Origin of the sequence: Marinifilum sp. (assembly GCF_965230805.1) — a bacterium.
In the GTDB taxonomy this organism is placed as follows: domain Bacteria; phylum Bacteroidota; class Bacteroidia; order Bacteroidales; family Marinifilaceae; genus Marinifilum.
The window spans coordinates 1,250,213-1,266,074 of sequence record NZ_OZ246019.1; the positions used below are offsets into that span (position 1 = coordinate 1,250,213).

General features: G+C 32.6%; 13 protein-coding genes and 1 other RNA gene. 5 read left to right on the plus strand and 9 right to left on the minus strand.

What is annotated here, in order from left to right:
- Window positions 1-168 precede the first annotated feature (168 nt).
- The gene (locus ACO05S_RS04870) at window positions 169-1,401 is read right to left on the minus strand and encodes an NAD(P)-dependent oxidoreductase (RefSeq protein WP_421920407.1); all 1,233 of its coding nucleotides are present in this window, start codon (window positions 1,399-1,401) and stop codon (window positions 169-171) included.
- 253 nt (window positions 1,402-1,654) lie between these two features.
- Between ACO05S_RS04870 and ssrA the strand changes: the two genes are divergently transcribed.
- The 5 genes from ssrA (at window position 1,655) to ACO05S_RS04895 (ending at window position 4,935) form a co-directional block, all read left to right on the plus strand.
- Window positions 1,655-2,058: a transfer-messenger RNA gene (gene ssrA / locus ACO05S_RS04875) on the plus strand.
- Between the two features lie 146 nt (window positions 2,059-2,204).
- Window positions 2,205-3,401, plus strand: a complete 1,197-nt coding sequence (locus ACO05S_RS04880; protein WP_421920408.1) for a tyrosine-type recombinase/integrase — start codon at window positions 2,205-2,207, stop codon at window positions 3,399-3,401.
- Between the two features lie 171 nt (window positions 3,402-3,572).
- Complete coding sequence (locus ACO05S_RS04885; RefSeq protein ID WP_421920409.1) at window positions 3,573-4,025, plus strand: 5' nucleotidase, NT5C type; 453 nt, start codon at window positions 3,573-3,575, stop codon at window positions 4,023-4,025.
- Window positions 4,026-4,075: 50 nt separating this feature from the next.
- Entirely contained in the window at window positions 4,076-4,330 is a 255-nt protein-coding gene (locus ACO05S_RS04890) for a hypothetical protein (RefSeq protein ID WP_421920410.1), read from the plus strand.
- A 20-nt stretch (window positions 4,331-4,350) separates the two neighbouring features.
- Window positions 4,351-4,935: a GIY-YIG nuclease family protein gene (locus tag ACO05S_RS04895; protein WP_421920411.1), complete on the plus strand. Its 585-nt coding sequence runs from the start codon at window positions 4,351-4,353 to the stop codon at window positions 4,933-4,935.
- Here the strand turns inward: ACO05S_RS04895 and ACO05S_RS04900 are convergent.
- The 8 genes from ACO05S_RS04900 to ACO05S_RS04935 all read right to left on the minus strand — a co-directional run bounded on the left by ACO05S_RS04900 (window position 4,930) and on the right by ACO05S_RS04935 (window position 15,726).
- Entirely contained in the window at window positions 4,930-8,010 is a 3,081-nt protein-coding gene (locus tag ACO05S_RS04900; RefSeq protein ID WP_421920412.1) for a type I restriction endonuclease subunit R, read from the minus strand. The genes ACO05S_RS04895 and ACO05S_RS04900 overlap by 6 nt on opposite strands.
- Before the next feature lie 7 nt (window positions 8,011-8,017).
- The gene (locus tag ACO05S_RS04905; RefSeq protein WP_421920413.1) at window positions 8,018-8,887 is read right to left on the minus strand and encodes a DUF3307 domain-containing protein; all 870 of its coding nucleotides are present in this window, start codon (window positions 8,885-8,887) and stop codon (window positions 8,018-8,020) included.
- Window positions 8,877-9,572 carry a hypothetical protein gene (locus ACO05S_RS04910; RefSeq protein WP_421920414.1) on the minus strand — a complete coding sequence of 232 codons (696 nt, stop codon included), beginning with the start codon at window positions 9,570-9,572 and terminating at the stop codon, window positions 8,877-8,879. Before ACO05S_RS04910 ends, ACO05S_RS04905 begins: the two co-directional genes overlap by 11 nt.
- A gap of 311 nt (window positions 9,573-9,883) precedes the next feature.
- The gene (locus ACO05S_RS04915; protein WP_421920415.1) at window positions 9,884-10,171 is read right to left on the minus strand and encodes a hypothetical protein; all 288 of its coding nucleotides are present in this window, start codon (window positions 10,169-10,171) and stop codon (window positions 9,884-9,886) included.
- Between the two features lie 12 nt (window positions 10,172-10,183).
- A complete protein-coding gene (locus tag ACO05S_RS04920) occupies window positions 10,184-11,488 on the minus strand; it encodes a restriction endonuclease subunit S (protein ID WP_421920416.1) in 1,305 nt (434 codons plus the stop codon).
- 3 nt (window positions 11,489-11,491) lie between these two features.
- Window positions 11,492-13,234: a DUF262 domain-containing protein gene (locus tag ACO05S_RS04925; RefSeq protein ID WP_421920417.1), complete on the minus strand. Its 1,743-nt coding sequence runs from the start codon at window positions 13,232-13,234 to the stop codon at window positions 11,492-11,494.
- A 10-nt stretch (window positions 13,235-13,244) separates the two neighbouring features.
- Complete coding sequence (locus tag ACO05S_RS04930; RefSeq protein WP_421920418.1) at window positions 13,245-15,443, minus strand: type I restriction-modification system subunit M; 2,199 nt, start codon at window positions 15,441-15,443, stop codon at window positions 13,245-13,247.
- Window positions 15,436-15,726, minus strand: a complete 291-nt coding sequence (locus tag ACO05S_RS04935; protein ID WP_421920419.1) for a helix-turn-helix domain-containing protein — start codon at window positions 15,724-15,726, stop codon at window positions 15,436-15,438. Before ACO05S_RS04935 ends, ACO05S_RS04930 begins: the two co-directional genes overlap by 8 nt.
- Window positions 15,727-15,862 lie beyond the last annotated feature (136 nt).

A 15,862-nucleotide genomic window follows, 5' to 3' on the forward strand; every position in this document is an offset into this window, starting at 1 on the left:
GTTAAATTCTTTGAAAAGTCATCTTCACCCAATCTTACTTTCTGTGCGAATAGTTTTAGTCGAATTCTGGCTTATAGATAGAGTTTGATATATAGGCTCCCAATAGAACCCGAAAAAACGATATCTCAAATTAGATGCAGAAAAAATTGCTTTTGGCTTACCTTATTTTTATAAAGTTACCGCATTTTTGCCTTCTAAATAATCTTGCAAGTAGGCAAAGTGTCTCGTTAGTTTTCCGTCCTTGGCTATGGTAGCCCTTTCCAATATTCCATTAGGATCATCCCCAAATAAAGCTTCATAAACATTTTCAGTCAAAGCTTCTCCGAAATCAACGGAAGAGTCACGAGGTAATTCTCCTGGTAAATTATCAACGGCCATTACCGTTACATTTCTTCTGTCGACAAAAGGAATGGTTTCTTCTTCATTAAATCGATCGTAACCATAAAATGATGATGCAATGGTAGATGATCTTAAAGTTGATGGAAGTGGACCATCAATATCACAGCTCACATCAGCTATTACTGATATTCTAAAATCATCTTCCTTATAATCTTGTGGAGTTAAAAATTTGGGTGCTTTTGGATCCCAATAATGACAGGCTATATACAAATCACTTACCTTCGAAAACTTTTTAAAGATGGAACGATACATTTCCGGTTTTTTAATAAAGTGTTGCATATCAAATTCCGACCCGTCAATTCTCTCCGCATACTGATTGGGATCAATTCTGCACACAACAGGTTCATCAAACTCCTTACTTAAAAACTCATCTGCATTTACTTCCCTTAGGTTTAAAACTCGTATGGTCTGCATTGCTCCCATAGCAACCCTTCCTCCACCTGTAATCAAAATTTTAATCGGCTTAAGAGTAATCTTTTTTAAATGATTGTACATATCATTCATATCCAGGCAGGTTCTTGCCGGTGGCAAATCAAAGAAATCGGTTCTCATACCTCTCGCTCTAAGTGCTTTATAAGCACCAACAACACCAGCCCAATGACCAAAAGCCACCAGACGGTTTCCAGCTATATCAGTAAGATATTCATAATCAATCAGAGTAATATTTCTTTCGATAACCTGTTGCAACAGCTTTCTGTTATGTGCTTGTTTTTTTGCTGTGTGAGAGAAAAACAAATAGGTTTTATGCGGAATTAAAGTTGGAATATTTACTTCTTTCACACCAATCAAAATATCACATCCCCGAAGGTCCTCGGTAAGAAAATAACCGTGTTCACGATATTCGGCATCGGTAAAACATCTAATATCACTTGGCTGAATAAAAATGCTAACATTAGAAAATCTGTCCAAAATTTTTAAACCAGTATCAGGAGGAATGGCCACTCTTCTGTCTGGTGGATTTTTTGTCTCTCGAAGTACCCCTACTCGAATTTGATTTTTCATAAGCTAATTTTTATATGTGATCAATCTTAAGGTTCTTAATTTGTAATAGCCAAACAAAAACGATGCACGCATATTAAATTTAGTAAACATTTAGCAGATTTCAGAATATTCCTTCATTTTCAAACAAACTTACCAACTACTGATTTTTAAGCGCATATGTTCATTATGTAACAATAACTTGATGTATTAATTGTATTTCTTTAGCAATATATTTAGTAGCTAAAGGTTTTTTGCTAATTTTGCATGAATTCTAGGGGCTGACGTGGTTTTGACAGCATGTAGAATTGATATGTAAGCATGTCGAGCGTTGTGACTCCAGCTCGTAAATATCGGATCTCACACTTTTTAATTGGCGAAAACAATTACGCTCTTGCTGCTTAATCGAATCATAGTAGATTGAAGCTTAATTGCGGCACAAGGATGCTGCGACGAGACATCCCGCTTATGGTTCCACCTTGTTCCGGTAAGTATATGGGATGCTGGCAATTCGAGGTTAGCAAACTTCATACTTCGAGTAGTTTGCGAAATTTAGAAGATAAGCTAAGGTGTCGGGTGTGCTTTCCCTATCCTTGGTCGAAAACTAATAAATCACTAAGCATGTAGAAATCCTATTGGTCGCATGTTTGGACCAGGGTTCGATTCCCTGCAGCTCCACTCACAAATGAAACAAGTTGAAACCTTCTATTTCAATTTGTTTCATTTTCAGTTATTTAGAGAAATTCTTTTATATTTCCTTCCCCTCTATAATTCCATTGTTTTTCATTTTTGTTTCACAATTGTTTTACACACAAAAATTGAAAAATATGAATGCTACTCTTAAATTAATCCTTCGTAAAGATTTCAAAAGAAAAGATGGTTCAAATTCTATCTTCCTACGCCTGACAATAAATCGAAAATCCAGATACTACCCAATTGGTATTAGTGCACAAGAAGGAGATCTACTAAAAGACAAATTCCAATTTAAAACATCAATTAAAGATTCTGCCATAAATAACATGAAGCTAAACCAAACCATGGTAAAAGCTCAACAAATACTTAACGACTTTATAAGATTCGAAAAAACACCGACCTTCACAGAGTTTAGTCTCAAATTTAAATCAAATTACAACTCAAAAGATTTTTACGACTTTGCACTAAACTATATCAATACGAATAAAAACCTATCGAAAGAAGCTGTGCGAACTTATAAATCTCAAATAACGAAACTGAAAAAATATCATATTGGTAAAATTTCATTAAGTGAGATTAACAACCTTGATTTCATTAGGGATTACGAAAACTATATGATTGATGAACTCAAAAATAAAACCAACACCATTTATAAATCGCTGGCTTTTATCAGAACAATATTAAATGAGGCCATAAAACACTCAATAGTTCAAGATTCTGTTTTTGCAAAAATTAAATTAAAGAAGGTTTCTGGTAACAGAGAATTTTTAAGTTTTACTGAAATAAATAGCTTAGAAAAACTATTACACTCAAAGAAACTGAGCCCTGCAAGAAAAGAAGTGCTAAAATATTTCTTATTCAGTTGTTATACCGGATTAAGATACACTGACATTAAAAATCTAACTCATGGAGATATTTTTGAATATCCCTTCTACAATATTGAAACCAAGAAATCTATTAATAGAAAAATGATCACCCTGGAAATGCACAAAACTAAACGTTTGGTCAATATTCCACTTATTCCACAAGCTCAAGCTCTTATAAAAAACAAAGATAAGTATCCTTACTGTAAGGTATTTAAAGTCTTATCTAATCAAAAAACAAATCAAAATCTGAAAGAGATTATGAAATTAGCTGAAATAAGAAAAAAAGGAGGAATTTCATTTCATTGTGCGAGACACTCCTTTGCAACTAATGCAATAGCAGCCAACATGTCTCTCCCATATGTCAGTCAACTATTAGGCCACTCCGAAACCAAAACAACTGGAATCTATGTGAAAATTTTAAAAGATGTACTCTTTGATGAGACTGATAAGTTAGCTAATATGTAATATTAAAACTTTTTTACATCAAAAATTACTGAACTTTCAGCCTGATATAAGCTACTCACCTGTATACCTGCTCTTTAATTCAGGCTAAAGGTAGTACAAATGAAGTCTAAACTTTTTTCCTAAGAAGAAATAAAATAGCTAGATTCAATTAGTAATTTAATTATTTCACCTATGAAAAACACAATCATTTATATTGACATGGACGATGTCCTTTGTGACTTTATGGGAGCTTACCATGAGCATATTCAAAATTGTCCCGAAATGAAATTCCCACAAGCCCAGGTTGATTTTTTTCGGAACCTTAAGCCTATAAAAGGAGCTATAGAAGCATTTGACAAACTTTCGGAACTACAAAACTACACTGTTTACATTTTGAGTGCTCCATCAGAAATGAATCCTCTATCATATATGGAGAAAAGAATTTGGGTAGAGAATCACCTTGGTTATAACGCTGTAGAAAAATTAATACTTTCTCCCAACAAGGCTCTATTAAAAGGAGATTATTTGATTGACGATTATACTGAAGGAAAAGGTCAAGATCAGTTCGAAGGAAAGTTACTAAATTTTGGATCCAATAAATTCCCTAACTGGAATTCGATTCTGAATTACTTTAGCATAGAATAAATTAAGGGGAAACAAATATTTCTTTCTAATCACATTTAAATAAAGCTTATATGACATCAACAGAATTATTAAATACAGGTATTTTCTATAATTTTGCTAAAAAACACACTGAAGAAGATTATAGTTTTGAAAAAGATATTCTGCAACTTATAGGTTCTTATCAAGCTTTTTTATCTGAAGCTGCAATCATCGGATCTAACTTTTACTGCAATAGTATTCAATTAGGACAAAATCATATTCTCGCGAAAGAATTGTCATTTAACGAAATTAAAAGCTTCATAAACCATAACATTGAATTGTACTAACTCTTTAGTGAATAAAACGAATGGTAACTACTGGAAAAACAATTGATAGGGTCAGTGAAACTAATTGGCTTATTTACGTTTTAGAATTAGAAGGTTCCAGATATTATATTGGCATAAGTATAGACGTTGAATCCAGATTCCAACAGCATAAAACACAAGGAAAAAACAGTGCAGGATGGTGTAAAAAACACAAACCTATTCAAATTATTGAAATCGTTAATACACATACAAAAAGAATGAAAGAGGCTACTCTTTTAGAAGATATTATAACTTTAAGATATATCGAAAAATATGGAGCTTCTTCAGTTAGAGGAGGACGATATACTGGTGGTGAAAATGCCATTGTTCGCTCGTCACGAAGACACATTTCAAATGGATCCATATCTATACTTCATACACTTGTTTTAGATTATAAAATCAAAATAAATGAACTTGAAGAACTTATGATATACGACTTCGTAAACCAATTCTCCAATAAAGATGAAATCGAAACTTTGCTTAAAATTGCCAAGACGAATCACAAAAGCAAATTTCAAATTCTAAAAGAAATACATTCACTAGCCAAAACTAAAACAAGCCGCTTTCAGCCAATATGTACATTATAACTTATCTTGCAAGCGTTGATTGCTTTTAACCTCACTCCAAAGCATTTCAAAAATAAACTCCTGATAACGATTTCTAAAATCTTCATCTCCCATAAACTTCTTATATAAACCGGTATTGGTAAACATCAGTTTTTGAATAAGTGCTTTAATCTGATAATCTGCTTCATCCTTTGCGTTAGTTTTATCAGAATTGGCAATAGTTTTTAATGCTTCAGCATTCTCTTTTAATTTATTGGGAATATTTTGCGATAAGATTTCAGAAGCTTCATCTCTGTTATCCCCAAAGTCTTCTAAATCTCTGGCAAAACGCTCATTAAATTGTCTTACAATATTTTCAAGGGTATCATATTCTGTTACCGCCGATCCTCCACCAATGGTAACTGGAATTGGATTAACCTCACCTGGCTCATTCACCAGTGGAATTGCTACATTTCGTTGATGACAAGTATTGCTATAACTTGCCATGTCAATTACTTCTAAAATGTTTTCGTCGGGAGCATCATCTTCAATTTTTAGAAATGGAATAAGGTGCTTTAAAACTAGCCACAGCATTTCCCAATAACCTTTATTAAAATCCAAAAGTTTCGCTAAATAACTGTATGTCCGGACAAAAGATTTCGCCATACTTTTAAAATCAATTTGCTCATCTTTTACCAAATCTTCATAGAAATTAGATACTATTTCATCTATAATCCCATCTAACCTTTCTCTATGAACATTCTTATCATTATTGGTATGATATAGATTAAAAAATAACTTAAGCTGTTCTTCTTCATAAATTTGAAAGTCATCCAGATCATCCTGAAGGTCATTTAGCTTATGTGAATCTGTCTCCTGACTTAAAATAGTTGTGGTATAGTATGGTTCAAAAGCTAATTTAACATCCTCTATCTCATTGAAAAAATCTAAAACAAAGGTATCCTTTTTAGATGGTTTATAGGCCCGATTTAACCTTGACAAAGTTTGTACTGCCTGTACATCAGCTAACTGTTTGTCTACATACATAGTATGCAATAGCGGTTGATCAAATCCAGTTTGATATTTATTAGCAACAATCAAAAATCGATAGTCTTGCTTATCAAATTGCTCTGGAATATCATTAACCCCATCTGGGAATGCATTCATTTTTTCTTCTGTCAGCTCTTCCCCTGTTTTATAATGTTTTTTCTTACCCGAAAAAGCAACAATCGACTTATATGGGCTATTCAATTCTTTCAAATACACATCAAAAGCATCTTTATACTTCATAGCTGATTCAATGGATTTACATACGACCATTGCTTTGGCTTTATTAGATATTTGAAAATACACATGCTTATTAAAATGATCGATCATTGTACGAGCTTTTTCCTGAATTGCGAGCTCATGTCCCTCTACATAAGAACGGATTAATTTATTAGCCCTCTTTGTATCAAACTCTTCATCTCCTGATGCATTCTCATTTTCCTTTATCTTGTAATAAGATTTATAAGTGGTATAATTACCAAGAACATCTATAATAAATTCCTCCTCAATCGCCTGTTTCATAGAATATGTATGAAATGGCAGAAACTTATCATGATGATCCCCATATTCGTCAACATACGGTGTTTTTTCTCCAAAAGTCTCCAATGTTTTATTTTTCGGTGTTGCTGTAAAAGCAAAATAACTTGCATTTTTAAGCATCTTTCGACTTTCAACAAGAAAATTTAATAGATCTTCAGTATCAATTTTTCCCTCTTCATCGGTTGGGAGATCTTGAAATTTTTCATTGGCAAATACAGCATTCATACTTGCTGCAGCCTGACCACTTTGACTTGAGTGTGCTTCATCAATAATAATTGCGACTTTCTTTGCGGCCATATCCTGAATTGCTTTTAATACAAATGGAAAGGTTTGGACAGTACAGGTTATTATTTTCTTGTTATTAGCAAGAGCAAGTCGCATATGCGTTGTTTTACTATACGAATCTTCACTCGGATCAAGAGCCTTAATATCTTTTGCTTTTCCAGTAATTGCCTCCACAATTCTTTTTACTTGTGCAAAAGCTTTTATATTAGTCCTAATTTGATCATCAAGAACTGTTCTATCAGTAACTACTAAAACACTATCAAATAACGGTGTGACATTATCCTTATCAAAAAGTCCTATTAATTGATGAGCCAACCAAGTTATTGAGTTTGACTTACCAGAACCAGCTGAATGCTGAACAAGATAACGCTGACCAACACCTTTGCTTTTAGCGTCAGCCAAAACCTTTCGAACAACTTTTAATTGATGATACCTAGGGAAGATCTGCACTTTTTCTTTTGAAAGATAAATAGAAAATTTCTCAACAATATTTGACAAACTATTCTTTGTTAAGATATCTTCCCACATATATGCAGTCTTAATTCCATTTGGATTATTAGGATTTCCAGCACCAAAAGGAGGATATGGGCTTCCATCATTGAGACCTTTATTGAAAGGAAAGAAAATTGTTTTAGATCCATTTAGGGTACCAGTCATATAAACTTGAGTAGTATCCATTGCAAAATGAACCATACACCTACCAGGATTAAAAATCTTATCTTTTGGACTTCGAGTATTCATATATTGCTTAATCGCATCTTTTACAGCCTGATGCGTAAAAGCATTTTTCAACTCCATAGTCAGCAATGGTAATCCATTCAAAAAAATTGTAAGGTCTATTCTATTTGAATGGTCCTTGGTATAAATCAATTCTTGAGTTACCGAAAATATATTCGTATCAAATTTTTCTTTATCCTTTGCATTATAGTTTGAATTAGGTAAAGGATAAGACAGAGCAATTGTTTTATCTTTGAAGGAAACACCTTTTCTCAAAACCTCAATGATACCCTTTTTCTTAACTCTAGCATCCAATTGAGAAAGAAACTTACGTTCTCCTCGTTCTCGAATATAGGCCATGTATTCACTTTGAGTCTTCTCTATAAAAGCAAACAATTGCTCCCTGTTCAAAGCAAATTCGGAATCGAAATCGGAAGAATAACTCTCTACAAACCCATGATCTTTTACAAGATGATTCACTATAAGTTTTTGAAAGCCTTTTTCTGAGGTATCTGTATGACTGTGCATGCCAAGTTTATTTTATCAAATACTTAATTACTATTCCTGTAAAAATGGAAAGCATGAAACTTAGAAATGTTCCTATGATGATATATTCTGTTTTTTTCTGGTCATTGCCATCTTTTAAATCACCAAAGCGAAGCACTGATTTTGCAGCTAGCATAAATCCTATTGCCGCAAATTGATTTATGAGAACAAAGGTTAGAATCATTATACGTTCAACTATGCCAATCCATTTTCCAGCATTTTCCAGTCCTTGGGTCCCATTTGTAGTTTGTGCTTGACCTTGAGAAGGATTGTTTGGTCCATTTGCGGACTGTGTTTGAGTTCCAGATGAATTATTTTGGCCATTGGTCGGTTGAGTTCGATTCCCTCCAACACTATTATTCGGTCCATTTAATTCTTGGTTCCACTTCTGTGTCATTTTACCAATCACAACAGAAGTCGGTATGGATATCGCAGTATAACCTAAAAGAATATACCATAATTTCTCCCCTTTTATCAAGTCACAAATCTCTTCACATAAGGGTATAGCTTGCCCTGAAACAATTAACCAAGCAATAATAATTGTCGAAAAATGAATAAGCTGATCTATAACAAATAGATAACCTGGTCCAGGATAGGATCCTCCGTTAACTATTTTATTAACTTCTCCCTTTATTCCATCAGTTACTAAATGAATTGCAGTTATAATTAGAATAGGAATCAACCAACTTTGGTCCCAAATTAGGCACCAGGCAAAAATTCCAGTAATTAAAGTGTGTAAATACAAATATTTAGACTTAAACCCTTTATTTTCTTTCTCTTCAGCCCAAGATGTTGGTTGAAAAACAAAATCAGAAAGCAGATGGGCCAGGACTAGGCGGACGAGAATGCTATAATCCATTTTGTGTATTTTTAAATTGTTGCTGAATAATTTTTTGTGAACGTTGAATAAAAGCGTCCATTGCTTTCATGTTACCCTGGACCATTAATCGTTTACGAACAGCCGGTTGGGTGATATTAAAGTATCCTGCTTGTTGGTCCTGTGTTTCATCATATAGAAGGTACCTAAAAACACTCTCAGCAGTTTTTGCACTCCAATTATTAATCGTATTGTCTGCAAATAAACAATTAACTCTTAATTCATTATTAATTTCATCCCAAGGAGTTTTAATACTAAGTTCCTGTGATTCCTTTCCCATTTTATCAAGTTCCATTCCTGATAATTCAAATGCTTCGCCTTGTGATTCTACAACACGGCTATTTTGCATTCGCATGGTGCCAATACCAATTGATATACGTGCATCGCTTTTAACGTCGATGGTACCTTTCATTGAAACCTTTGCGGCAAATAAGCTCCTTAGACGAGCTCGTAATATCAATGCCACCTTAAGTGCAAGTTCAGGCTCATGTATTAAAATCTGGAAACTATCACCACGATAGAATTCAAAATACCCTCCTTTAGTTAAATATCTATTCTTAATTTCTTCAAAACAACGAGGTAACTCCTCCAAGACCAGTTCAAGATCACCATTTTGAAGTTTACGTGACCGAATTAAATCACCAGTAAGTACAGCAACTGTTTTCATCTTATCAAGATTAATAATTTAAGTAATCTTATGAAATATAACCTCTATGGGTTATAATACACGAATATAACCTTTATGGGTTATAATTCCAACAATAGAAGGGTTATAATTAAATTGTAAAGTAAGAAGAGTAATATTTGAAGGATTACAAGTACGTAGATTTCTAGCAAACAATCTTTACTAATGGTAAACTGTACTTATATAACCCATATGGGTTATAATACATCAATATAACCTCTATGGGTTATATTATTAGGAACAGAAGTATCAGGTCAAGGATTAAAACCATTAAATACAAAAAGATCGAAGACTTACTCCTTAAGATACTCACAAACACCTGCCGCAATTAAAATTGCACAAGCAGGAGAATATTTTCTCCCACTAATGTAATCTCTTGCAATAATTGTATTTATTGCACTTTCTTTCTTTGCAAACTCAAACAGTTCACTTAATAGTAAAAACTCCTTGTTTCCTGTTTTCTCCCTTACGTATTCAACTCTATCATTAGAAATACAGATAGAATCATATTTAGCTTTACCAGTTATACTAAATGCTTCATTGAGTTTGCTCAACTGTTCAACAAATAAGTCGTAAGTCATAATAACATTGTGTTAATTCACCTTTTGCATTCTTTCTTCAACCAATAAATCACAATCTAAATATTTCATTTTTGAAATATCTCTTAAATCTATTTTACCGGTAACAGCCTCACTAATTAAATTCTGTTGGTATTCCCTAATCAAATTGATTTCTTTTTCAGCTTGAGAAATAACGTGATCAATTTTTGAAACTTCAGCCTCTATAAAACTTACAATCTCTATTTGTTCTATTTCATCCGGAATGATTACAGGAAAGTTTAAAAACATTGGTAAACGCAATGAATCAACTGTTGTACTAACTGAAGTCTTAAAAACCTCCTTTTTTAAATTTTCTGAAATATAAAAAAACAAAAAACGTCCTAACACTTCCTTAAAATTACTGATACGATATACACGTTGATGGTAGTCAAATTTTCCTGTAGCATAATGAAATACCCTTGCTACACCAACACCATCTCCTGCAGTTAAAATTGCCTCTCCATCAAAACTATAAGAGTTAATTTTTTCAACATTATCCGAACGAACATAGAAGGGGTAAATCCCATCATCTACTTTATCGACCGTATCCTTTCCTCCTGTTTTTATTTTTGCTAAATACTTCAATTTCTTTATTTTCCAATGCTTAGGAATATCTCCCAACCATTCTATACCAGATTCAGTCATTTCAACATTAGGATCGAGTCCTTTTATGACAGCCTGATTAATGATAGTTGTTTTTCTCTCCTTTAATAAAGAAATTGTTCTTTTCTTTAATGCAATAAAATTTGATATTTCATTTGTCTTTTGATCAAGAAAAGAAGCTATTATACTCTGCTCTTTAATTGGTGGGTTAGGCAATTTAATCTGTCCTAGCTCATCAAAATAAAGCCTTAGCCGCATATCCATAATGCCTTTAGAGTGTCTTTTTAACTCATACCTAATTACAGTACTTCTAAAAATATAATTATAATAATCTGGATTTAAATCAAATCTCTTCCTAAGAACATCATATGCAGGACTTGTAACACCATCATATTTGGATATTCCAATTGCCCCCATCCATGCCAATAACTTATTTACAATTATATCATTCTTCTTTACTATCCAGTAATTATCAGTTGTACTTGCTTTATTTCCTTTTTGCTCAAGCTCTCTCCTTGGTCTAACTCCAATATCTGTATAAACTGATAATAGTTCTTCATTATTATTTTTTGGGGCAGGATTACAAATCAACTTAAAAAGATTTTTTGTTCTTTGAACATTCCAATGAGAAGGAATATTCCCCAACCATAAAATTTCCGAATCCTTATAATTGTTATATGCTTTATACTTTGTCATATTCTAAAAAGTAAGTTCCTTTTTCAATTTTTTTGTCAACATGTCCCAACGCTCATCCACAAACTCTGGAAAATCATTGAAATCCAATTTTTCAGGAATCAACTGTTTTTTTAAATCTGCACCATTTTTTGCCCATTCTGTTAAAGATTTATCACTTTTAGAGATGTTTTGACTACTATCAAGCATCTGTAGATTAACAATCCCATTATACATATCTGAATCAGCAAAATATTCCTTATTTTCTTCTGTGACCTCAATTCCATGCTTTTTAAGATCTCTTTTCCTAAACCAACTCTTCGGATGAATATGATCTTTATGGAAATCTCCATTCCTATAATCTAAGTTTGGATATAACAACGCAAGAATTGGGAATGCATACCTATCTTCATATTGTGTCCAAAGCAATCCTTCTATAAATTCGTCATCAACCGTAATACTCTTTCTAGTTTTTGATAATTTTTTTGCAATCTCTTTAATGGGAAATAAGTCCGTTTCTTTTTTTATTGCCTTTAGGATTACATCTCTTATGGTTTTCAATACACTATCGGCCTGACCTCCAAAAATTCTATGTAACAAAACAGCATGAAACCATTTCCGGACAACCTTTCGATCTTCTTCATAAGCCACTTTTTTACTAAACTTCTTAACCTTACCAGATTTATACAAATAATAAATTATCGGCAGAACTGCATTCTTTGAGGTTAATGTTCTTTCAACATAGCCAAAATCACTAATTAATTGAAAAGCCTCTACAATGGTTTTCCTTATGGATTTCCAGTTTTGTTCAAACTCAATAGCATTCTTAACAGAAAAATTGGTAACTCTAAATTTAATATCCTCGCTAAAAAGTAATAGGTAGGTTCTAAGGACGAGATCTTTATCAATATCAAACTCATAAGAATTCCAAATTTCATTAATAAGATTATTGATTTCTAGCCTTGCATCAATTTCTTTACAACCAGCAATTAGAGTTGACATTATTAAATCCGAATAATTTAACACTTCACCTCCACTATTAATTCGGACAAAAATATTTAGGGCTTTTTCGTAATCCTGCTCCGATTCCAAATAGTAATTTATCAAGGGATTTACATGCACCACATCATGCAACTTAGATAAAGTCTCACTTATGAATTCATTATCATCCCAACCTTTTTCTTTTAAAAACTTATTTAATTTAAATGTACCTTGTAAGGAAAGAATTTTTTCTACTGGGAACCAATTACCATTGTCTAATATGTTTGTATCTTCTTGCGATAAGAATCTAAAATTATATAACCGACCATCATCCGATTGATCATCATCTCCATTAGAGTATAGCTCATCTATGTTTAAAAATAACTTACGTGTTGGTACAGCATACTCATTATCTCTCCAAACAACGCGAGGTTTTTTATATGCATAGGTTCCCTTTAAACCAATGTAAATCGCTGTTAATCGCTGCTGTCCATCAAGTATTGCTTCAAAATCAGGAAGAATATCTGTATTTATCTCTTCACAATGCGTTTTATACCTTTCACGATAATTTTTAAGAACTGTATAGTATCTATGATTAATTTTGTTCTCACCTTCCACTTTCCATAACAGTAGAGAGCCAATAGGATAGTCTCTCATTAAAGAGTCAAATAACATTTCTATCTTATTGTGACTCCATACAAATTCACGTTGAATCGCAGGTAATAATAATTTATTAGAATCAATTTTTTGAATTGCTGAAAAAATTGTTGTTGGGGGTTGAAATGCCATGTTACACAGGTTAGTTAATTATTTTCTTTAATAAGCCTTCACTTTCCTTCTCTACTTCTTTCAATTCTTTTGTTATAATATCTAATCCTCTTAATGGTTGATATTTATAAAAGTACTTAGTAAACGAAATTTCGTAGCCTATTACAGTTTTTGAATGATCAATCCAAGCATCTGTTACATGAGGAAAAACTTCTCGCTCAAAATAATCTTCTATATCTTCTAATAGTGGAACATTTTCACTATCCCTAAGGTCAGTATCTGGTTCAAAAATAAGATTTCCACTCTTTTCTTTCCTTTTTATTACTTTAGCTGCATCTTCATTTTTCCAGGAAATAGCATTAATAATCTGTTTTTTTGCTGCATTATCTAATTTAAGAGCCAACTTCTTTATAGCCTTGTCTATAATCCCTTTAAATAAATTAAAGTCATCACTTTGCTCACTTCCTATTTCATTCATTAGTAATCTAGCAGACTCCATTATAGAACGTTGCATTTTCCATAACTTAACATCAAACAGTTTCTTCTTTTGAGCTGGTTTAATTTTGATTTCTTCCTTTTCAAAATATTTCTCAATTGCTTTTCTATGTTGATTTAAATTAGAATATACATCATCTCCATAGTTCTTATAAATGTATTCCATTTCATCTCTAATTGCATCAGCGAACCTTAAACTTGTAACAGATTCTTCAGTAAATTTTGCAGATAAGCGCAAAGGCCTATCAACAGTTATCTTCTGATATCCAAAATCTGAATTTTGAAAAATCTTGGATTGTTCCGTTTCCTTAAAATCCAGATAAATTTTTGTTATCTCTGCAATATGATCTTTCGTCAATTCATTTGATTTAGCTCCCAGAGATTTTTTCATTTTCTGATAGATTTCACCAGCATCAATCAATTGTACTTTTCCTTTCCTATAGTCTTCCTTTCGATTATTTAAAAAGAAAATATATGTAGTAATACCTGTATTATAGAACATATTTTTAGGTAATCCCACAATACAATCAAGATAATCGTTTTCAATTATCCATTTACGAATATTACTTTCTCCACCACCTGCATCACCTGTAAATAGCGCTGATCCATTATGTACCGTAGCAATCCGAGATCCAAGCTTACTATGCTTTTTCATTTTATAAACCATATTGGCCAAGAATAACAATTGCCCATCACTACTTCGTGGAACACCATGACTAAAGCGTGGATCAATAATTTTCTTCTTTTCACCTACAATCGAATCCATATCATTTACCCAGGATTTCCCATACGGAGGATTTGAAAGCATAAAATCAAACTCTAGTCCTCTAAATCCATCATTCGAAAGAGTAGATCCATAAGCAATATTATTTGTTTCCTCACCTTTAATCAACATATCGGAAGTACAAATTGCAAATGTTTCTGGATTAACTTCCTGACCATGTAGTTTAAACTTACATTTGTTATCTGTAATACGAAGAGCAAAATTTTCTGATTCTGTTAGCATACCACCGCTACCACAAGCAGGATCGTAAATCGAATAACGAGCACCTTCCGGTAATTTACCTTTTAATGGCTCAAACACAATATGCGTCATTAGTCTAATAATTTCACGTGGTGTAAAGTGCTCTCCAGCTTCTTCGTTGTTTTCTTCATTAAATTTTCGAATTAATTCTTCGAACACATAGCCCATACCCAAATTGGAAAGTCCAGGTAATTTTTCACCTTTAGAATTAACATTATCATTAGGGCTAAGATTGATTTCTTTTGATACTAATTTCTCTATTAAGCTAAAGGTAATACCAGCTTCATGCATTGTTTCCAGCTGATTTCTTATTTTAAATTTGCTGATAATTTCCTGTACATTATCACTGAAACCATCCAGGTATTCCAACAAGTTAGAATCTATTCGATCCGGATCGGACATCAATGAAACATATTTAAATTTTGCATTCTCTTCACAATTTTTTCCCATTGTAAAACGAGAAGTATTATAAAAAGGATAATTCGAATAATCAGTTAATGATGATTTATTATCAATACCTTCCTTCTCAAGAAATTCATTGGTTTCAAGCACCTTATCTTTTGTTTCTTCCAAAAGCACATCTAATCTTCTCAATACTGTGAAAGGAAGAATTATATCTCTATACTTTCCACGTACAAATACATCTCTTAATACATCATCTGCAATTCCCCAGATGAAACTTACTAACTTATTATGGGATTTGTTATTCATCTAATATTTTTTTAGTCTTCTCAATAGCTTCGAACAAATATGGTTGACTTCTGAAATCATGTAATATTTTTTCAGAAATATATTTGATTTGTAATTGTTTAAAATCAACTCCTAGTGCGTTAGCCCAAGGTTTTATCATTGATATTGCAATAGGCCGTTCTCCCAACTCCATCTTCGATAAAGTGCTAGTGTCTACATCAACAGCATGTGCTACTTTTCGTTGAGGAATACCTTTCCCCTCTCGCTGTGCTTTTAAATAAGCTCCAAATCCTACATTCTTCATTGGTTAAATATTTCTAGACAGTTTTGTCAAAAGTAGAGAAAAACTAATCAAGTCTAACTGAATTAAACAACTATTTTTCCCTATTCTCAACTTTAATTCATAATGAATTATTACTCATATTATCGAGTAATATTTA